Origin of the sequence: Dactylosporangium sp. NPDC005572 (assembly GCF_040605515.1) — a bacterium.
GTDB lineage: Bacteria > Actinomycetota > Actinomycetes > Mycobacteriales > Micromonosporaceae > Dactylosporangium.
Genome location: NZ_JBEXCY010000006.1, coordinates 125452 through 145599, shown reverse-complemented (window position 1 = coordinate 145599; position 20148 = coordinate 125452). Strand labels below are relative to the sequence as shown.

15 protein-coding genes are annotated in these 20148 nt (G+C 70.0%); all 15 read left to right on the top strand.

Translation table 11 applies throughout. The annotated features are described in order from the left end of the window. Window positions 1–51 precede the first annotated feature (51 nt). Entirely contained in the window at window positions 52–831 is a 780-nt protein-coding gene (locus tag ABZS66_RS05365; protein WP_354755379.1) for a DUF899 domain-containing protein, read from the top strand. 58 nt (window positions 832–889) lie between these two features. Continuing rightward, window positions 890–1600 (top strand): VOC family protein, encoded by a 711-nt coding sequence (locus ABZS66_RS05360; RefSeq protein ID WP_354755377.1) that lies wholly within the window; start codon window positions 890–892, stop codon window positions 1598–1600. 108 nt (window positions 1601–1708) lie between these two features. Beyond that, entirely contained in the window at window positions 1709–2104 is a 396-nt protein-coding gene (locus ABZS66_RS05355; RefSeq protein ID WP_354755376.1) for a hypothetical protein, read from the top strand. 184 nt (window positions 2105–2288) lie between these two features. Beyond that, complete coding sequence (locus ABZS66_RS05350) at window positions 2289–3398, top strand: glycosyl hydrolase 53 family protein (protein ID WP_354755375.1); 1110 nt, start codon at window positions 2289–2291, stop codon at window positions 3396–3398. 176 nt (window positions 3399–3574) lie between these two features. Then, on the top strand, window positions 3575–4591 hold the full coding sequence (locus ABZS66_RS05345; RefSeq protein WP_354755373.1) for an alcohol dehydrogenase catalytic domain-containing protein: 1017 nt from the start codon (window positions 3575–3577) through the stop codon (window positions 4589–4591). Between the two features lie 192 nt (window positions 4592–4783). Beyond that, a complete protein-coding gene (locus ABZS66_RS05340) occupies window positions 4784–5704 on the top strand; it encodes a helix-turn-helix transcriptional regulator (protein ID WP_354755371.1) in 921 nt (306 codons plus the stop codon). A 135-nt stretch (window positions 5705–5839) separates the two neighbouring features. Further along, window positions 5840–6664 carry a class I SAM-dependent methyltransferase gene (locus tag ABZS66_RS05335; RefSeq protein ID WP_354755369.1) on the top strand — a complete coding sequence of 275 codons (825 nt, stop codon included), beginning with the start codon at window positions 5840–5842 and terminating at the stop codon, window positions 6662–6664. Between the two features lie 568 nt (window positions 6665–7232). Beyond that, entirely contained in the window at window positions 7233–8258 is a 1026-nt protein-coding gene (locus ABZS66_RS05330) for a LacI family DNA-binding transcriptional regulator (RefSeq protein WP_354755367.1), read from the top strand. A gap of 268 nt (window positions 8259–8526) precedes the next feature. Further along, window positions 8527–10092 (top strand): sigma-70 family RNA polymerase sigma factor, encoded by a 1566-nt coding sequence (locus ABZS66_RS05325; protein ID WP_354755365.1) that lies wholly within the window; start codon window positions 8527–8529, stop codon window positions 10090–10092. A gap of 424 nt (window positions 10093–10516) precedes the next feature. Then, window positions 10517–12595 (top strand): family 43 glycosylhydrolase, encoded by a 2079-nt coding sequence (locus ABZS66_RS05320; protein WP_354755363.1) that lies wholly within the window; start codon window positions 10517–10519, stop codon window positions 12593–12595. 16 nt (window positions 12596–12611) lie between these two features. After that, complete coding sequence (locus ABZS66_RS05315; protein WP_354755361.1) at window positions 12612–14066, top strand: endo-1,4-beta-xylanase; 1455 nt, start codon at window positions 12612–12614, stop codon at window positions 14064–14066. A gap of 17 nt (window positions 14067–14083) precedes the next feature. Then, window positions 14084–15559: a non-reducing end alpha-L-arabinofuranosidase family hydrolase gene (locus tag ABZS66_RS05310; protein ID WP_354755359.1), complete on the top strand. Its 1476-nt coding sequence runs from the start codon at window positions 14084–14086 to the stop codon at window positions 15557–15559. 70 nt (window positions 15560–15629) lie between these two features. Further along, window positions 15630–16718, top strand: coding sequence for an RICIN domain-containing protein (locus ABZS66_RS05305; protein WP_354755357.1), 1089 nt, complete (start codon window positions 15630–15632; stop codon window positions 16716–16718). Next, complete coding sequence (locus tag ABZS66_RS05300) at window positions 16715–18346, top strand: ricin-type beta-trefoil lectin domain protein (RefSeq protein WP_354755355.1); 1632 nt, start codon at window positions 16715–16717, stop codon at window positions 18344–18346. Before ABZS66_RS05305 ends, ABZS66_RS05300 begins: the two co-directional genes overlap by 4 nt. An 11-nt stretch (window positions 18347–18357) precedes the next feature. Next, window positions 18358–20148, top strand: coding sequence for a family 43 glycosylhydrolase (locus tag ABZS66_RS05295; protein ID WP_354755403.1), 1791 nt, complete (start codon window positions 18358–18360; stop codon window positions 20146–20148).

The window sequence follows — 20148 nt, the reverse complement described above, 5'->3', positions numbered from 1 at the left end:
CCCGCGAGTCTGACCTGGTGAGCGAACGGCACGAGACATGACGGAGGACCCATGACCACGCCGAGCAACACGACCAGCGCACTGACCGGACGGCCGCCCGTGGCCGACCTCGCCACCTGGCAGGCCGCCCGGGACGAGCTGCTGGTCCGCGAGAAGGCCCACACCCGCGAGGGTGACGCCATCGCCGCGGCCCGGCGGCGGCTGCCGATGGTGGAGTTCGACGGTACCGTCGAGGTCGTCGGGCCCGACGGGCCGGTCCCGTTCCTGGACCTGTTCCAGGGCCGCGACGAGCTCGTGGTCTACAAGCACATGTGGTGGGACGGCGCGCCGCACCAGGGGCAGTGCGAGGGCTGCACCACCGCGGCCTGGCACATGCGGGACGCTTCCTACCTCAACGCCCGTGGCGTCTCGTTCGCCGTCGTGACCACCGGCCGCTGGGCCGAGGTCGCCGCCTTCGTCGAGTTCATGGGCTACACCCAGCCCTGGTACTCGGTACGCGGCCTGGACGGGCCCGCCGGCGGCGACATGGGGTACATCACCTGCTACCTGCGCGACGGCGACCGGGTGTTCCTCACCTACTCCACGACGGGCCGCGGCAACGAGCGGATCAACGACTCCATCGGCCTGCTCGACATGACGCCGTACGGCCGCGGCGAGGCGTGGGAGGACAAGCCCGAGGGCTGGCCCGAGGGGCACGAAGCGTGCTGGTCCTGGCGCTCGGACGCGGACGGGAACCCCGGCTGGGGCGAGACGAGCCGCCCCGTGCCGCAGTGGACCCGCCCCGGCGCGACCCCTGTGGAGACCCTCGGCCGCGGAACGATGGCAATGTGATCCTGTGCAAGGAAGTACGACGGGCTGAGCGGGGCCGTACGTCAGGAGGGAGTGTCCGATGATCGGCACGTTGCGGGCGGTGGCGCTCGACGCACCCGACACCCGGCGGCTCGCGGCGTTCTACGCCGCCCTCGGCGGGTGGGCGGTGCGGGACGCCGACGAGGACTGGGTCACGATGGAGGCCGGGGACGGGTGGCGCATCGCCTTCCAGCGCAGCCCCGACCATGTGCCGCCGCGCTGGCCCGATCCGGCGTACCCGCAGCAGGCCCACCTCGACCTGCGCGTGCCGGACCTCGCCGCCGGCGCCGCGAAGGCGGTCGGGCTGGGCGCCGAGCTGCTGCGCGAGAACGAGCACTGGTATACCCTGGCCGACCCGGCCGGGCACCCGTTCGACCTGTGCCGGTACCCGGAGCGGCAGGAGACCACGCTCATGGGCGTGATGCTCGACTGCCCGGACGCCAGGGAGCTCAGCGCGTTCTACGCGGAGCTGCTCGGCAAGCCCGTCACGTACGAGGGCGACGGCATGGCGATGATCGGCGAGGACGGGGCGCAGCCGGTGCTGTTCCAGCAGGTCGCCGACTACCGCGCGCCGCGGTGGCCCGACCCCGGGTCTCCGCAGCAGTTCCACCTCGACGTCACGGTCGACGACGTCGACACGGCCGAGTCGGCGGTCCTGAAACTCGGCGCCACGACGCTGTCCTCGGGCGGCGTGAACTGGCGGGTCTACGCCGACCCGGCCGGCAAGCCGTTCTGCCTCTGCTGGGACTGAGGGCCACGGCCGGGCGGCCACGCGCTTGGGTTGCCCCGCGCGGACTGGAACCGGCCGCCTATCGTTCAGCGGGAACACCCACCGCGACATTTCCGAGGGACGGACAGCATGAGCGACTACGACGACGGCGGCCAGCTCGACCCCGGCTACACCGGCGACGAGCAGCCGGAGACGCTCGACCCGGGGTACACCGGCAGCGACCAGCCCGACGTCTTCGGCCACTTCGAGGCGGCGCAGGAGCACGGCGAACTGGAGGAGCTGCAGTCGGGCCACGGCTCGGAGTCGGACACCGACCAGCAGTTCGGCGTCTTCGAGCAGCACTACGAGCAGGGGGAGACGACCTCGCTCGTGCAGGGGCAGCACATCGAGTACAGCTCCGGCTACGACGAGGGCGAGCAGCCGTCGTTCACCGGTGGTGACGTCGACGACCTGCGCGACCGCCTGAGCGGCCTCGGCGGCGATGAGCACGGCGGCGAGGCCCAGCTGGGCGTCGCCTCCAACTGACGCACACCTTCAACCCCGGCCGGGGCACCGAACCCGGCCGGGGTTTTCCGTGGCCAGGTGTGACTCGTCCAACTGTGAGCGCTCCCGGATCCACTGCCCAGATCCTGCGGGTTGACTTGTGTCTATGTGGGGTTCGAGACTGGGAGCGCTCACGGGGGATCCGCCAACACCCCAGGGAGACCTCATGTCACGAACGACCCTGGCCGCCCTCGCCGGCGCGGTCCTGCTCGGCACGTTCGCCGCCGTCGTCCCCGGCGCGCCGGCCGCCGCCGCGACCTTGACGATGCGCGGTGCCGACGTGTCGTCGCTGCGGCGCAGCCTCGACCTGGGCGCCACCTACTACAACGCGGCCGGCGCCGCCGCCGACCCGCTCGACGTGCTCAAGTCCGCCGGCGTCAACTACGCCCGGCTGCGGCTCTGGAACAACCCGGCCAGCGGCTACAACAACCTGTCGAAGGTCCTGCTCGACGCGAAGGCGGTCAAGGCCAAGGGTCTCGCGCTGATGATCGACTTCCACTACTCCGACACGTGGGCCGACCCGGGCAAGCAGTACAAGCCGGCCGCGTGGGCCGGTCACACCATCGGCGCGCTGCAGAGCGACGTCTACAACCACACCTACCAGGTCTGCACCGCGCTCAAGGCGCAGGGCACCACCCCGGACAGTGTGCAGATCGGCAACGAGATCAACGTCGGCATGCTGTGGAACGAGGGCAAGGTCGTCAACAACGACTTCACCAACCTGAGCCTGCTGCTCAAGGCCGGGTACAACGCCACCAAGGCCTGCAACAGCGGCACGAAGGTCATCATCCACACCGCCAACGCCGACAGCGACGCCCACGCACGCTGGTTCTACGACGGCATCACCGCCAAGGGCGTCACGTGGGACATCACCGGCCTGTCCTACTACTGCATGTGGCACGGCGACCTGGCCAACCTGTACTCCGTGATCAGCGACGTGAAGTCCCGCTACGGCAAGCCCGTCGTCCTGGCCGAGACCGCCTACCCGTTCACCGCGGCGAACGCCGACCGGGAGGCCAACTCGGTCAACGGCTCCGCACCGTGCTCCGGCTACCCCGCGACGTGGGCCGGCCAGGCGACCAACTTCACCCACGTGCAGAACACGGCCCGCAACGCCGGCGCGGCGGGGGTCTTCTACTGGGAGCCCACCTGGTACGCGGTCCCGGGCAACGGCTGGGACCCGGCGAACATCAACGGCACCGGCAACCAGTGGGACAACATGGCCGTCTTCGACTGGACCGGCCACGTCAACCCGAACGTGGTCTGGACACCCTGACGGTCCGCCCAGAACCTGCGTTCCGTCGTTGCTGCCTGGCCCTGCCGTACCCAGGAAGAGCTGGGCCAGTTCCACGGCCTCACACACCCCTGCTCGGTGATGTCGTTGTCCGGGACGGACGCGCTCCAGCGGAGCGAGGTCCAGCAGCGGTCAACGACTCACCAGGAGGATCGACCATGTCACAGATGAAGGCGGCCGTCATCGCCGCGGCGAACGCGCCGTGGGCGCTGGAGGATCGGGCCGTTCCCGAGATCGGTCCGAACGAGGTACTGGTGCGAATCCACGCGTGTGGGATCTGCGGCACCGACGTCTGGATGGCCGACGGAACCCTGTCCTTCCACGACTTCCCGCTCGTCCTCGGGCACGAGGGCGTGGGCGAGGTTGTCGCCGTGGGGGCGGGAGTGACCAGGCGCAAGGTCGGTGACCGGGTCGGCATCCCGATGGCCCAGAAGGTCTGCGGCGTCTGCGACTTCTGCCACGAGGAGCACCCGGTCAGCTTCGTCAGCGGCGTCAACTGCGCCAACCCCACGCTGACCGGTGTCACCGTCGACGGCGCCTTCGCCGAGTACATCGCCGCCGACGCCGCCGGCACCGTGCTGCTACCCGACGGGATCCCGTACGAGGACGCGGCCCCGACCCTGTGCGCGGGCTACACCGTCTGGGCCGCGCTGCGCAAGGTCGACCCGAAGCCCGGCGCGAGGATCGCCGTCGTCGGCATCGGTGGCCTCGGCCACCTGGCCATCCAGTACGCCAAGGCCGCCGGCTACCACGTCACCGCGGTGACCCGTACCCCGGACAAGCAGGACCTCGCCCGGGAGCTCGGTGCCGACACCGTCGTCGCCGACGGCGCCGCGCTGCGGGCGGCCGGCGGCGCCGACGTCCTCATGCACACCAGCAGCTCGCATGCCGCGATCGTGGACGCCATGAACGGCCTGAAGCCCTGGGGCAAGGTCGTGCTGATGGGCGTCGCCACCGACGAGCTCCCGCTGCCGGCCGGGCCGGTGGCCTTCCAGGGCTACGAGGTCATCGGTTCCGCGCACAACGGCATGGAGTACCTCGTCGAGGCGCTCGACCTCGTCGCTCGGGGAGCGGTCAAGCCGATGGTGAACGTCTTCCCCAAGGAGCGGGTCGGCGAGGCGTTCGAGGTGGCCAGGAGCGGCAAGGCCCGTTTCAAGGCCGTGGTCACGTTCTGACCTGACGCCCGAGCGGCATCGCCGAACGCACGCAACCGTGGGTGTCCGGCCCCTGTGGGGCCGGGCTCCCGCGAGCGTTCGAGTCATCCCGCGACAACGCGCAAACGACCGGCCGGCGGCCCTGCCCTGACTGGGTACGGCATGCCCACCCAGCTCCTGGGCGTAGCACCGGGGGACGGCAATCATGGAGTGATGACCGCACGCACAGATCTCGGCGAGTTCCTGCGCAGATGCCGGGCGGACACCAGCCCGGAGGCGGCGGGCCTCTCCAGCTACGCCGCCGACCCCGGCCGGCGGGTGCGTGGCCTTCGCCGGGAAGAGGTGGCCCGGCTCGCCGGGGTGAGTGTCGACTACTACACCCGGCTGGAGCAGGGCCGGCACACCAGCCCCTCGGAAGCCGTCCTCGACGCCCTGGCACGGGTCTTCCAACTCGACGCCGCGGCCCGCGCGCACCTCGCCGACCTGACGCGCCCGGCGCGTCACCGTCCCGAAGTCCTGCCGGCCCAGCGGGTGCGCCCGGCTGTACAGCAGCTGATCGCCTCGATGACCGAACATCCGGCGTTCATCGTCGGCCGCCGCACCGACGTCCTGGCCTCGAACGCCCTGGCCCGCGCCCTGCTCACCGACTGGACCCGGCTGCCGCCCCGGCACCGCAACTACACCCGCTGGGTCTTCCTCGACCCGGCCGCGCGCGAGGCCTTCCTCAACTGGCAGACCGTCGCCTCCGAGGTGGTCGGCACGCTGCGCCTGTACGCCGGACGGTACCCAGACGACCCTCAGCTGAGCGAGCTGGTCGGCGAACTGACCATCAAGAGCCCGGAGTTCTCCGCCTGGTGGAACGGTCACCTGGTACACGAGCGCACACACGGCACCAAACACATGACGCACCCCGCGGTCGGGCCCATCACCATCCGATACGAGGCGCTGGCCCTGCCCGGTGATCCCGACCAGACGCTGTTCATCTACACCACCGACCCGGGCAGCCAGTCGCACGACAATCTGCGCCTGCTCGCCCTGCTGGCAACCCAGGAACGCTCCGACGCCACGCTGCCGGGCGGCTCCCGGGCGTCCGAGGACGCCGGCCGGGGGGATCGTGCCGACATGAAGACATGATAACTTGAAGAAGTCTTCAAGTACCCCGCCGTCAGCGCGTCGAACTGAACCGGCGTCGAGGCCGGGCGACGTGCGCGCTAGCATCTCGCAGCTGCCCGAACCGGCACGAACCCCACCCGACGAAGGAACACCCACGTGGCCCACGATCATGATCTCGCCGCGGCCTACGAGCTCATCTACACCGTCGCCGCGGGCAAGGACTATCGACGTGAGGCCCACGACATCACCGCCCTGATCCGGCAACGGAATCCCACGGCGGACAGCCTCCTCGACGTCGCCTGCGGCACGGGACTTCACCTGTCCCACTTCCGCCACAGCTTCAGACACGTCGAGGGACTGGAGCTCGCCGAGCCGATGCGGAAGGCGGCCGTCAACCGCCTCGCCGGGATCGCGGTGCACGCCGGTGACATGCGTGACTTCCGGCTCGGCCGCCGGTTCAGCGCCGTCACCTGTCTCTTCTCCTCGATCGGCTATGCACGGTCGGTTGACGAGCTGAACGACGTCCTGGACTGCCTGGCCGCACACCTGGAACCAGGTGGTGTGCTGCTGCTCGAGCCCTGGTTCACCCCGAAGCAATGGATCTCCGGACCCGTTGACACCGGGACGGCCGCCGACGGCCGGCGGCACCTCACCAGAATGTGCGTCTCCCATCACGCCGGCACGACCTCGACGCTGACCATGCACTACCTGCTCGGCGAAGCCGACACCGGAATCCGGCACTGGAGCGAGGAACACAACCTGACCCTGTTCACCGACGAGCAGTACCACCACGCGATCCGGCAAGCAGGACTGCGTGACGTCGAATGGCATCCCGGCTGGCGTGACCAGCGACCACGGATCACCGCCATCAAGCCTCCACTCGCGGGTTCCCCGGATCCGGTGCCCACATCGCGTCGGAACGGCACAGCTCGGCGGCTCGGCCCGGGGTTCGGGCTGAGTGGCCGATGGCGGCGGACGTGAGTGTCACGACCCGGACCCCCGCCGCTGCCTGCCGGTGCGAGTCACGGCGGTGTTGTGGACAGGGCGGCGAGGGCCGGCAGGGACGCTGGGCCGGCTCGGCCGGCGGCGAGCGCGGCCAGGGTCAGGATGCCCTGGCCCGACGATCGCCGCCACGCAGGCCGTCACGCCGTGCGGCGTGCTCACGGGCTGACCGGGGCGCCGCTGATGCCGAGCCCTGGTGCGGGTGACCGACGACGTGGTGAGCGCGGTAAGGGAGTGTCATGGCGGTGTCTCTTTTCGTGAACGGCGGGTTTGTTAGCTCGGTGATGTGAGCGTTAACAGATTCACACTGGCGAGCGCGCGGGCGGCATGGGTGGTGGCTGCCGACAATGTCACGTCGGCGGGATATATTCAAGGCCGTCTGTTCGACTCGCTCGTTCCGTGATGTGCGAGCGCGACCTGCGGGGTGGTCCGCGCATAACGGTTTCTTCGCCGTGACTTATGTTCCGTCGCTGATTGACATATTGGCGTGGAGTGCCAACGCTCAGGTGTTCATGTCGGCGGAAATCGGTGCTCGGAGATGCTTTGCATGGTGATGAGGGGTCGGGCCGCGGTCATCGGTGACGTCGCGCGGCTGGCTGGCGTGTCGCATCAGACCGTGTCGCGGGTGCTCAACGACCACCGGGCGGTCAGCGGTCCCACTCGCGAGAGGGTCCTCGCGGCCATCCGTGAGCTCGGCTACCGGCCCAACGCGATGGCCCGCGGTCTGGTGCGCGGGTCGCGGGTGATCGGGGTCGTCGCGTCCGACACGATCCTGTATGGGCCGGCCTCCACGCTGCTCGGCATCGAGCGGGCGGCGCGCGCGGAGGGGTACGGGGTCAGCATCGTGACAGTCGCCCGGGCCGACGACGTCGGCGTCCTGGCCGCGCTGGAGACCCTCGCGGGCCAGTCGGTCGCCGGGGCCGTGGTGGTCGCACCCCACGCCGCCGCGGCGACCGCTCTGTTCGACGAGCGGCGCGGGATGGCGACCGTGACGGTCGAGGGCGACGTCGACGGCACGGGGCCTTCGGTCGGCGTGGACCATGTCGCGGGTGCCCGGCTCGCGGTCGAACACCTCCTCGGCCTCGGTCACCGCAGTGTGTGGCACGTGTCCGGGCCGCTCGGCTGGCCCGAGAGCCGCGACCGGATCGCCGGATGGCGGGCGGCCCTCGAGCGTGCCGGCATCGCCGCGCCTCGGCCGTTCACCGGGGACTGGAGCGCCAGGTCGGGCTACGCGGCCGGGTTGGCGTTGGCGGAGCGGCCCGGGATCACCGCCGTGTTCGCCGGCAACGACCAGATGGCCCTCGGCGTGATCAGGGCCCTGCGGGAGCGCGGGTTTCGCATCCCCACTGACGTCAGCGTGGTCGGCTTCGACGACATCCCCGAGGCGGAGTACCTCTGGCCGCCGTTGACCACCGTCCGGCAGGACTTCGACGAGGTGGGCCGGCGGTGCATCGCGGCGTTGCTCCGGCAGGTCGAGGCCGTCCGGCAGGGAGGTCGGGCCGAGGCGCGTCCCGAGCCGAAGGTCACCCCGACGCTCGTGGTGCGCGCCAGCGCGGCGTCCGTCCGGCGATGACGTCGCGGAATTCGCGCCGGCAGTGATGCCTGCTCAATTTGTGTTATGCGGAGCGGGGTCGCCGGGTCGCACGTTCGCGGACGCAGGCGCGTATTGACAGCCGCGGCGGCCGGACTGTTTCATGTGGATTGCGCGACGATGTGATCGTTAACAAGTGAGCGTCGGCTCGGCACCGGCCGTGCCGGTCCGGCGAGGCGTGGTGCTGCCGGGCGGGTCCTGGCATGCTGATCGCCTGGTGGGACGGCAAGTCCCTGGATCGGTGATGCACATGGGCAGCACGGGCACGAGGAAGACGACACTGGTCGCCGCGGCGAAGGCCGGCGACGGACGGGCGATCGACGAACTCATGGCGGCCTACCTGCCGCTGGTGTATACGATCGTGCGTCGCGCGCTCGCTGGGCACCCGGCCGCGGTCGACGACGTCGTCCAGGACACCATGGTGCGCGCGCTGCGTCAGCTGCCGTCGCTGCGCGAGCCGGACAGCTTCCGGGCCTGGATCGCCGCGATCGCCGTCCGCCAGGCCGCGACCCACCTGCAGAGCGAGCGCCTCACCGCGGGGCGCACCGCCGCGCTGGACAACGTAGCCGGCGCATCGCACGCCGTCGACTTCGAGGATCTCACCCTGCTGCGCCTGGAACTGGCTGGGCAGCGCCGACAGGTCGGGCAGGCGGTCGCCTGGCTCGATCCGGACGACCGGGTGCTGTGGTCGCTGTGGTGGCTGGAGGTCGGCGAGGAGCTCAGCCGCATCGAACTCGCCGCCGCGCTCGGGGTGAGCGTCCCGCACGCGGGTGTGCGGGTCCAGCGCATGCGTAACCGGCTGGACCAGGCTCGTGCCCTGGTCGCGGCGCTTGAGGCCCGGCCGCGCTGCCCATGGCTGGACACTGTCGTCGCGGACTGGGACGGCATCCCGAGCCCGCTGTGGCGCAAGCGGATCGCCCGGCACACCCGCTCCTGCGCCACCTGCGCCGCAGCCGCCGAGGAGATGGTCGACACCGAGCGGCTGCTGACCGGGTTCGCGCTGCTGCCGGTGCCCGCGGTGCTCACCGCCGCCCTGGTCGGCCACGGCCCGTCCGCAGCGTCCTCCAGCACCGCCGGCGGCCTCGCCGCGGCCACCGGCTACGCCCCGCTCGCCGGGTCCGCCAGCGCCGCGGTCTCCGGTCACGGTCCACTCGCCGCGTCCGCTGTCACCGCAGCGGGCGGCGCGGCCGCGACGACCGGCTGGCTGGCCGGCATCCCCGTCGCGAAGGCGGCCATCGCCGCGACGATCGTCGCCGGGATCGCCGTCGCAGCCCTGACCTGGCCGAGCGGCGAGGGTGCGCCTCCCACGGCGGCCACGCCGTCGGGCCGGACTTCGCCGGCCGCGTCGTTCGGCCCGCCGTCGTCAGCCGCGTCGTCCGGCCTGCCGTCGGCGTTGCACCTGGGGCCGGTGTCGTTCGAGTCGGGCGCTGTCCCCGGGCTGTACCTGGGCACCGACGGGCAGTTCGGCATTCTGGTCGCCGCAAGCAGTTCCACGCAGCGTGGCCGGGCGACGTTCCAGGTCGTGCCCGGCCTGTCGAATGCCGGTTGTTACTCGTTTCGGGCGGCCAACGGGCAGTATCTGCGGCACTCGATGTGGCGACTCAGGCTGAGCGCCGACGAGGGAAGCTTCGTGTTCCGCGGTGACGCCACCTTCTGCGCGACGGTGACGGACGGCGGCGAGGTGTTCCTGGAGTCGGCGAACTATCGAGGTCACTTCATCCACCGGCAGAAGGACCAGCTGTGGGTGGACAAGGCTGACGGCTCAGCCGCGTTCCGCGCCGACAGCGCCTTCCGGCTCCGTCCACCGCTGGCCTGACCGCCGGCGACCGTCCGACAGCCTCGTACATAACCGCGAGCCGCTCGCCAAACTGGCACCGAAAAAAGCGTTACGAGTCTTCGGGAAAAGGGTCGCAGATCGGCAAGCGTGAAAATCTCAACGCATTCGTCAAAGTGCTGCGGTGCTCGGCGGCGGTACCGTGAACTGGGAAAACGACGAGATCGAGTCCGCGGTAATGGGCCACCGGACCGGACTGGCCGGCGTTCGGCCTTGCGTCTTCCGAAACGTTCTGGCAATCTCGCGGTCCTAGATGTGAGCGTTCTCGCCATTCGCTCTTCCGCCGCTCAGCACGCGTAAAGCGCTGCCCCGCCGCAGTCTGTTAGCGCTAACACGTGCGGTCCACCGCCACCGGGCCCAGCGGCTGGTCGACCGGCACGCGAGCCCTCAGCCGGAAGGAAGCCCCATGCAAACCGGTACCAAAGCCTCGCCCGCCCGGGCCCGCACAGCCCTGCTCGCCGCCGTTGCCACCACGCTCGCCGCCGGGGTGGTGGTCGCGATCAACGTGACGACCGCCTCGGCGGCGACGGTGGATACCAGCGCCTGGTACGAGCTGGTGAATCGCAACAGTGGTAAGGCCCTTGATGTGTGCGGTGTGTCCACCGCGGACGGGGCGTGTGTGCAGCAGTACAGCCGCAATGGTGGGCAGAACCAGCAGTGGCAGTTCGTGGATTCGGGCGGCGGCTGGTACCGGCTGAAGGCCCGCCACTCGGCGAAGGTCCTCGACGTCTACAACCGCTCCACCGCCGACGGAGCCAAGGTCGTGCAGTGGAGCGACGGCAACGGTACCAACCAGCAGTGGAAGCTCGCCGATTCGAGTGGCGGCTACGTCCGCCTGATCAACCGCAACAGCAACAAGGCCATGGAGGTCCAGAACGCCTCGACCGCCGACGGCGGGGCGGTCGTGCAGTACGCCGACTGGGGCGGCAACAACCAGCAGTGGCAGCTCGTCCGCGTCGGCACCACACCGACGTCGAACCCGCCGAGCGGCACGTTCACCAACCCGATCGTGTGGCAGGACTTCGCCGACGGCGACATCATCCGGGTCGGGGACGCGTACTACTACTCGGCCTCGACCATGCACTACTCGCCGGGCGCGCCGATCCTGCGCTCCTACGACCTGGTCCACTGGGAGTACGCCGGACACTCGGTGCCGAGCCTCGACTTCGACTCCAGCGCCTACAACCTCAGCGGCGGCCGTGCCTACGTCAAGGGCATCTGGGCGTCGGCGCTGAACTACCGGGCCAGCAACAGCACCTTCTACTGGCTCGGCTGCGTCGAGTTCAACCGGACGTACGTCTACACCGCCTCGTCGGTCGACGGCACCTGGCAGCAGCGGGCCCGGATCAACAACTGCTACTACGACGCCGGGCTGCTCGTCGACGACAACGACACGATGTACGTCGCCTACGGCAACTCCACGCTCAGCGTCGCGCAGCTGTCCGCCGACGGCCTCAGCGAGGTCCGCCACCAGCAGGTGTTCAGCACCCCGTCGAGCGTGGGGACGCTCGAAGGCTCCCGCTTCTACAAGCGGGGTGGCTACTACTACATCTGGGTCACCAAGCCCGCCAACGGCCAGTACGTGCTGCGCTCGACCAGCCCGTGGGGGCCGTACGAGATGCGGCAGGTGCTGCTGAACATGCCCACGCCCGTCAGCGGCGCCGGCATCCCGCACCAGGGCGGCCTCGTCCAGACCCAGAACGGCGCCTGGTACTACGCCGCCTTCGTCGACGCCTACCCGGGCGGGCGGATCCCGGTCCTCGCACCGGTCACCTGGAGTACCGATGGATGGCCGAGCGTCCAGACCGTGAACGGCGGCTGGGGCGCGTCGTATCCCACGCCGAACATCCAGACGTCCAAGACTGTCAAGCCGATGATCGGCGCGGACACCTTCACCACGGCCGCGCTCGGTCCGCAGTGGGAGTGGAACCACAACCCCGACAACACCAGGTGGTCGGCCGGCAACGGGCTGCGGCTGCAGACCGCCACCGTCACCAGCGATCTGTACTCGGCCCGCAACACCCTCACCCAGCGCATCCAGGGGCCGGCGTCCACCGCCACCGTCCAGCTCGACTACTCGGCGATGGCCGACGGCGACCGCGCCGGCCTCGCGATGCTGCGCGACGCCTCGGCCTGGATCGGCGTGCGGCGCGACGGCTCCACGACCCGCGTCTCGATGGTCACCGGCCTGGCCATGGACGGCAGCTGGAACACCACCAGCACCGGCACCGAGGCGGCGAGCGCGGTCGTGTCCGGCGGCCGGATCTGGCTGCGGGCCACCGCCGACGTCCGGCCCGGATCCGGCCGGCAGGCCCGGTTCTCCTACAGCACCGACGGCGTCACCTTCACCCCGCTCGGCTCCGCGCTGACGTTGAACAACGCCTGGCAGTTCTTCATGGGCTACCGCTACGGCGTCTTCAACTACGCCACCAGGTCGCTGGGCGGCACCGTCACCGTCCAGCGCTTCGAACAGACCGCCTCCTAGTCAGAAAGGCAGACGCATGCACAGAAGACGTTGGCGGACCGTCCTGCCCATCGCTGTCGCCACCCTGCTCGCCGCCGGCCTCACCGCCTGGTTCGCCGGCACCGCCGCGGCCGGCACCACCCTCGGTGCCTCAGCGGCCGAGAAGGGCCGGTACTTCGGCGCGGCCGTCGCCGCCGGCAAGCTGTCGAACAGCACGTACACCGGCATCCTCGACCGGGAGTTCAACTCGGTCACGCCGGAGAACGAGATGAAGTGGGACGCCACCGAGCCGTCCCAGGGCCAGTTCCGCTACACCGGCGCCGACCAGATCGTCGCCCACGCCCAGGCCCACGGCCAGAAGGTCCGCGGGCACACCCTCGCCTGGCACTCTCAGCAGCCCGGCTGGGCCCAGGGCCTGTCCGGCAGCGCCCTGCGCACCGCGATGGTCAACCACGTCACGCAGGTCGCCACCCATTTCAAGGGCAAGATCTATGCCTGGGACGTGGTCAACGAGGCATACTCCGACGGCGGCTCCGGCGCCCGGCGCGACTCGAACCTGCAGCGCACCGGCAACGACTGGATCGAGGTCGCGTTCCGCGCCGCGCGGGCGGCCGACCCGGCCGCGAAGCTCTGCTACAACGACTACAACACCGACGGGATCAACGCCAAGAGCACCGGCGTCTACACCATGGTCCGCGACTTCAGGTCGCGGGGCGTGCCGATCGACTGCGTCGGGTTCCAGTCCCACCTCGGCGGCCTGCCCCCGTCGGACTACCAGGCCAACCTGCAGCGCTTCGCCGACCTCGGCGTCGACGTGCAGATCACCGAGCTCGACATCTCCGGGTCCAGCCAGGCCACCGCCTACGCCAACGTCGTCAAGGCCTGCCTGGCCGTGTCGCGCTGCACCGGCATAACGGTGTGGGGCATCCGTGACAGCGACTCGTGGCGTACCGGCGAGAACCCGCTGCTGTTCGACGGCAACGGCAACAAGAAGGCCGCGTACACCAGCACCCTCAGCGCGCTCAACGCCGGCGGCAGCAACCCGACGCCGACCTCGACCGGCGTCGACACCGGTGCGTGGTACACCCTCGTCAACCGCAACAGTGGCAAGGCGCTCGACGTGTGTGGTGTGTCCACTGCGGACGGTGCGTGCGTCCAGCAGTACGGCCGCTCGGGTGGCCAGAACCAGCAGTGGCAGTTCGTGGACTCGGGCGGCGGCTGGTACCGGCTGAAGGCGCGCCACTCCGGCAAGGTCCTCGACGTCTACAACTTCTCCACCGCGGACGGTGCGGCGGTCGTGCAGTGGGGCGACCACAACGGCACCAACCAGCAGTGGCGGCTCGCCGACTCCGGCGGCTGGTACCGGCTGGTCAACCGCAACTCCGGCAAGGCCCTGGAAGTGCAGAACGCCTCCACCGCCGACGGCGGCGCCGTCGTGCAGTACGCCGACTGGGGCGGCAACAACCAGCAGTGGCAACTCGTCCGAATCTGACGAAGGAGATACCCGGAATGAGACTCATCGGCGTCGCGCTCGCGGCGACGGCCGTGGCCGCCGGGGTGGTGGTCGCGATCAACGTGACGACCGCGTCGGCGGCGACGGTGGACACCAGCGCGTGGTACGAGCTGGTGAACCGCAACAGCGGCAAGGCCCTCGACGTGTGTGGCGTGTCCACCGCCGACGGTGCGTGCATCCAGCAGTACACCCGCTCGGGTGGCCAGAACCAGCAGTGGCAGTTCGTCGACTCCGGCGGCGGCTACTACCGGCTCAAGGCCCGCCACTCCGGCAAAGTCCTTGACGTCTACAACTTCTCCACCGCAGACAGCGCCGCCGTCGTGCAGTGGTCCGACCACAACGGCACCAACCAGCAGTTCCGCCTCGCCGACTCGTCGGGCGGCTACGTGCGGCTGATCAACCGCAACAGCAACAAGGCCGTCGAGGTGCAGAACGCCTCGACCGCCGACGGCGGCGCGGTCGTGCAGTACAGCGACTGGGGCGGCAACAACCAGCAGTGGCAGCTCGTCCGCGTCGGCTCGACGCCCACCAGCACACCCCCGACCTCGAGCCCGCCGAGCGGCACCTGCACGCTGCCGTCGACGTACCGGTGGACGTCGACCGGTTCGCTGGCGAACCCGAAGTCGGGGTGGGTGTCGCTCAAGGACTTCACGAACGTCGTCTACAACGGCAGGCATCTCGTCTACGCGACGACGCACGACACGGGATCGACGTGGGGCTCGATGAACTTCGGCCTCTTCACCAACTGGTCCGACATGGCCTCGGCCAGCCAGAACGGCATGTCGTTCGGTGCGGTCGCGCCCACCCTGTTCTACTTCGCCCCGAAGAACATCTGGGTGCTCACCTACCAGTGGGGCGGGGCCGCGTTCAACTACCGCACGTCGAGCGACCCCACCAACGCCAACGGCTGGTCGTCGCCGCAGACACTGTTCTCCGGCAGCATCTCCGGCTCCGGCACCGGCCCGATCGACCAGACCATCATCGGTGACGGCACCAACATGTACCTGTTCTTCGCCGGCGACAACGGCAAGATCTACCGGGCCAGCATGCCGATCGGCAACTTCCCCGGCAGCTTCGGCTCCAGCTACACCCAGATCATGAGCGACACGACGAACAACCTGTTCGAAGGCGTCGAGGTCTACAAGGTCCAGGGCCAGAACCAGTACCTCATGCTCGTCGAGGCGATCGGCGCGAACGGCCGCTACTTCCGCTCGTTCACGTCCTCCAGTCTGGGCGGCTCGTGGACACCGCAGGCCGCGACCGAGAGCAACCCCTTCGCCGGCAAGGCGAACAGCGGCGCGACCTGGACCAACGACATCAGCCACGGCGACCTGGTCCGCAGCAACCCCGACCAGACCAAGACCGTCGACCCGTGCAACCTCCAGCTGCTGTACCAGGGACGTTCCCCCAGCTCCGGCGGCGACTACGGCCTCCTGCCGTACCGGCCGGGCGTGCTGACCCTGCAGCGCTAGCCAACCGACTCGTCCTGCCGCTCCCGCCGCCGACGCGGGAGCGGCAGGCAGACCCCGAGGAGGGGCTGTCATGCGTACGAGGAAGCGATGGATCGTCACCGCGGCGCTGGCCGCGGTCGCCCTGGCCACCTGGAGCGGCGTCGCGGCGGCGGAGTCCAACGGGGGCGTACGGGTGATGCCGCTGGGCGACTCCATCACCGAGGGCACCCAGGTCCCCGGCGGCTATCGGATCGGCCTGTGGCAGCGGACGACGGCCGGCGGCTACCGCGTCGACCTCGTCGGCTCGCAGTTCAACGGGCCGGCCGCGCTGGGCGATCACGACCACGAGGGTCATCCAGGATGGCGGATCGACCAGATCGACGCCAACGTCACCGGGTGGCTGCGGACCACGACCCCGCGCACGGTGCTGCTGCACATCGGCACCAACGACATCCTGCAGAACTTCAACGTCGCCGGCGCGCCGGGCCGGCTCTCCGCCCTGATCGACCACATCACCGCGGCCGTGCCGTCCGCGGACGTGTTCGTCGCCAGCATCATCCCGCTGAGCAACAGCGGCCAGGAAGCGGCCGCCCGCACCTTCAACGCCACCATCCCGGGCATCGTGCAGAGCAAGGTCAATGCAGGCAAGCGGGTCCATTTCGTCGACATGCACGCGGCCCTCACCACCGCCGACCTGATCGACGGCATCCACCCCACCGCGACCGGCTACGACAAGATGGCTACCGCCTGGTACGCGGCGCTGCGCTCCGTGCCCGGCAGCATCGGCGACCCCGCCACCCCCACCGGGTCCGCCCTGGTCAGCGCCGCCTCCGGCCGCTGCCTGGACGTGCCCGGCGGCAGCACCGCCAACGGTGTCCAGCCGATGATCTGGGACTGCAGCGGCGCCGCGAACCAGCGCTGGACGGCCGACGGGCAGACCCTGCGGTCGCTCGGCAAGTGCCTCGACTCGCCCACCGGCGCCACCGCCGGGGCGAAGGTCCAGCTGTGGGACTGCCACGGCGGCGCCAACCAGCGCTGGAACCGGAACGCCAACGGAACGATCAGCAACGTCCAGTCCGGGCTGTGCCTGGACGTCAGCGGCAACGCCACCGCGAACGGCACCGCGGTCATCCTGTGGACCTGCACCGCCGCCGCCAACCAGCGCTGGACGCTGCGATGAAGCGCCTCGGAAGCGTGCTCGCCGCCGTACTGCTGCTCCTGTCGGTCCTCGGTACCCGGCCCGCGGACGCCCTCGACAACGGCGTGGCCCGCACTCCGCCGATGGGCTGGAACAGCTGGAACAGTTTCGGCTGCAACATCAGCGAGTCCCTGATCCGGCAGATGGCCGACGCGATCGTCAGCAGCGGCCTGCGTGACCTCGGCTACCAGTACGTCGTCGTCGACGACTGCTGGTTCAACCCCAACCGGGACAGCGCCGGCAACCTGCAGGGCGACCCGTCGCGCTTCCCCAGCGGCATGAAGGCTCTGGGGGACTACCTGCACGGCAAGGGGCTGAAGTTCGGCATATACCAGGTGCCCGTCGACAAGACCTGCGCCCAGTACTTCGGCTCCTACCCGGGAGCCACCGGCAGCCAGGGCCACGAGGCCCAGGACGCCCGGCAGTTCGCCGCGTGGGGCGTCGACTACCTGAAGTACGACTGGTGCTCGCCGAACGGCACCATCAACGACCAGGTCGCCACGTTCGCCAAGATGCGCGACGCCCTCGCCGCCACCGGCCGCCCGATCGTGTACAGCATCAACCCCAACAGCATCCACGCCAAGACCGGACCCCAGCGCAACTGGGGCGACGTGGCCAACCTCTGGCGTACCACCGAGGACATCACCAACGCGTGGAACACCGGGCAGACCAACGGCTACCCGATGGGCATCCAGAACATCGTCAACGTCACCGTGCCGCTCGCCGGCTACGCCGCACCGGGCCGCTTCAACGACCCCGACATGCTCGAGGTCGGGCGCGGCGGCATGACCGACACCGAGATGCGCAGCCACTTCGCCCTGTGGGCGGTCATGGCCGCGCCGCTCATCGCCGGCAACGACATCCGCTCGATGAGCTCGGCCACCCAGGCCATCCTGAAGAACCAGGACCTCATCGCCATCAACCAGGACTCCCTGGGTCTGCAGGCCACCCAGGTGTCGAACGACGGCACGCGGCGGGTCCTCGCGAAGCGCCTGGCCAACGGCGATGTCGCGGTCGCGCTGTTCAACCAGGGCAGTGCGACGACCACGGTCTCCACCACCGCCGCGGCGATCGGCAAGACCGGGAGCACCTTCACGCTGCGCGACGCATGGACCGGCGCCACCAGCACGACCGGTGGCGCCATCGCCGCGAGCGTGCCCGGGCACGGCACGGTCGTCTACCGGGTGAGCGGCGGCGGTACCGGCACGACGGCGACCGCGTTCGTCAGCGCCGCATCCAGCCGCTGCCTCGACGTGCCCAACAGCGCCACCGCCAACGGCACCCAACCCGTCATCTGGGACTGCAACGGCGGAACCAACCAGCGCTGGACGGTCAACGGCCAGACGATCCAGGCGCTCGGCAAGTGCCTCGACGCGCCGCTCAACGCGACTGCCGGGGCGAAGGCCCAGCTCTGGGACTGCAACAACGGCACCAACCAGCGCTGGAACCTCAACGCCAACGGCACCGTCAGCAATGCCCAGTCCGGCCTGTGCCTCGACGTCAACGGCAACAACACCGCCAACGGCACCACCGTGATCCTGTGGTCCTGCACCGCTGCCGCCAACCAGCGCTGGACCCGGGACCTAGCCTTGCCGAGGAGACTCCTGTGAAGTTCCGCCGAATGGCCTGGGCGACCGGCCTGCTCTGCGTGCTGGCCCTGGTGCCAGGGGTGGCCCGGGCCGACAACCCGATCGTCCAGACCATCTACACCGCCGACCCCGCCCCGCTGGTGTACAACGGGCGCGTCTACCTCTACACCGGCCACGACGAGGACGCCTCCACCAACTTCACGATGAAGGAGTGGCGGGCGTACTCGACCACCGACATGGTGAACTGGACCGACCACGGCTCCCCGATGAGCCTCGCCACCTTCAGCTGGGCCGATTCCAACGCCTGGGCGGGGCAGGTCGTCAACCGTAACGGCAAGTTCTACTGGTACGTGCCGGTGCACCGCCGCGGCGGCGGGATGGCGATCGGGATCGGCGTGTCGACCAGCCCGACCGGGCCGTTCACCGACGCGATCGGCCGTCCACTCGTCGAGAACGGCGAGATCGACCCCACCGTCTTCATCGACGACAACGGCCAGGGGTACCTCTACTGGGGCAACCCCAACCTGTGGTACGTCCGGCTCAACACCGACATGATCTCGTACTCCGGCAACCCGACGCAGATCCCGCTCACCAGCGCCGGGTTCGGCACCCGCAGCGGGAACGCGAGCCGCCCGACCCTCTACGAGGAGGGGCCCTGGGTCTACAAGCGCAACGGCCTGTACTACAACGTCTTCGCCGCCGAGTGCTGCTCCGAGTTCATCGGCTACTCGACGGCGCCCGGCCCGACCGGCCCGTGGACCTACCGCGGCACGGTCATGCCCCGGCAGGGCGGCAGCTTCACCAACCACGCCGGCGTCATCGACTACAACGGCGGCTCGTACTTCTTCTACCACAACGGCGCGCTGCCGGGCGGCGGCGGCTTCACCCGCTCGGTCGCCGTCGAGAAGTTCATCTACAACGCCGACGGCACGATACCGACGATCAACATGACCGCCGCGGGCGCGCCCCAGGTCGGCACGCTGAATCCCTACACCCGCCAGGAGGCGGAGACGATCGCCTGGGAGTCCGGCGTGGAGACCGAGCCGGCCGGTGAGGGCGGCATGAACGTCGGCTGGATCGACAACGGCGACTACATCAAGGTGAAGGGCGCCGCGTTCGGCGCCGGAGCAACGTCGTTCACCGCCCGGGTGGCGTCCGCCGCGTCCGGAGGACGCATCGAGCTGCGCCTCGACGGGGTGAACGGCACGCTCGTCGGCACCTGCACGGTGCCCGGTACCGGCGGCTGGCAGACCTGGACGACCATCACCTGCCCCGTCACCGGCGCCACCGGCACCCACGACCTGTACCTGCGGTTCACCGGCGGCAGCGGCTCGCTGTTCAACGTGAACTGGTGGCAGTTCGCCGGTGCCGCCACTGGTGGTGACCTGCTGACGAACGGGAACACGGAGAACGGCACGACCGGCTGGGGCGTGTTCGGCAGCGGCACGCTGGCGTCCACCACGGCCGTCGCGCACGGCGGCACCCGATCCCTGTCGCTCACCGGGCGCACCGCCTCGTGGAACGGCCCCAGCCAGGACGTGACCTCGAAGCTCACCAACGGCCGCACCTACACGACGAGCGTCTGGGTCCGCAGCCAGAGCGGCACCCCGTCGGCGAAGGCGACCCTGGCCGTGACCGCCGGCGGCACGACCGGCTACGTCTCGCTGACCCCGGCGACGGCCGTGAACCCGAACGGCTGGACGCTGCTGACCGGCACCGCCACTGTCTCGTGGACCGGCACGCTCACCGGCGCGACGTTCTACGTCGAGACCGCGGCGGGCACCGACTCCCTGTACGTCGACGACGTCTCGTTCCAGGCCTGA

What these genes read in the sequence shown, in the direction of transcription:
- ABZS66_RS05350 (WP_354755375.1), top strand. Translation starts at nt 2,289, where the DNA reads ATGTCACGAACGACCCTGGCCGCCCTCGCCGGCGCGGTCCTGCTCGGC.
- ABZS66_RS05325 (WP_354755365.1), top strand. Translation starts at nt 8,527, where the DNA reads ATGGGCAGCACGGGCACGAGGAAGACGACACTGGTCGCCGCGGCGAAG.
- ABZS66_RS05320 (WP_354755363.1), top strand. Translation starts at nt 10,517, where the DNA reads ATGCAAACCGGTACCAAAGCCTCGCCCGCCCGGGCCCGCACAGCCCTG.
- ABZS66_RS05330 (WP_354755367.1), top strand. Translation starts at nt 7,233, where the DNA reads ATGGTGATGAGGGGTCGGGCCGCGGTCATCGGTGACGTCGCGCGGCTG.
- ABZS66_RS05355 (WP_354755376.1), top strand. Translation starts at nt 1,709, where the DNA reads ATGAGCGACTACGACGACGGCGGCCAGCTCGACCCCGGCTACACCGGC.
- ABZS66_RS05300 (WP_354755355.1), top strand. Translation starts at nt 16,715, where the DNA reads ATGAAGCGCCTCGGAAGCGTGCTCGCCGCCGTACTGCTGCTCCTGTCG.
- ABZS66_RS05340 (WP_354755371.1), top strand. Translation starts at nt 4,784, where the DNA reads ATGACCGCACGCACAGATCTCGGCGAGTTCCTGCGCAGATGCCGGGCG.
- ABZS66_RS05365 (WP_354755379.1), top strand. Translation starts at nt 52, where the DNA reads ATGACCACGCCGAGCAACACGACCAGCGCACTGACCGGACGGCCGCCC.
- ABZS66_RS05315 (WP_354755361.1), top strand. Translation starts at nt 12,612, where the DNA reads ATGCACAGAAGACGTTGGCGGACCGTCCTGCCCATCGCTGTCGCCACC.
- ABZS66_RS05345 (WP_354755373.1), top strand. Translation starts at nt 3,575, where the DNA reads ATGTCACAGATGAAGGCGGCCGTCATCGCCGCGGCGAACGCGCCGTGG.
- ABZS66_RS05310 (WP_354755359.1), top strand. Translation starts at nt 14,084, where the DNA reads ATGAGACTCATCGGCGTCGCGCTCGCGGCGACGGCCGTGGCCGCCGGG.
- ABZS66_RS05295 (WP_354755403.1), top strand. Translation starts at nt 18,358, where the DNA reads ATGGCCTGGGCGACCGGCCTGCTCTGCGTGCTGGCCCTGGTGCCAGGG.
- ABZS66_RS05360 (WP_354755377.1), top strand. Translation starts at nt 890, where the DNA reads ATGATCGGCACGTTGCGGGCGGTGGCGCTCGACGCACCCGACACCCGG.
- ABZS66_RS05305 (WP_354755357.1), top strand. Translation starts at nt 15,630, where the DNA reads ATGCGTACGAGGAAGCGATGGATCGTCACCGCGGCGCTGGCCGCGGTC.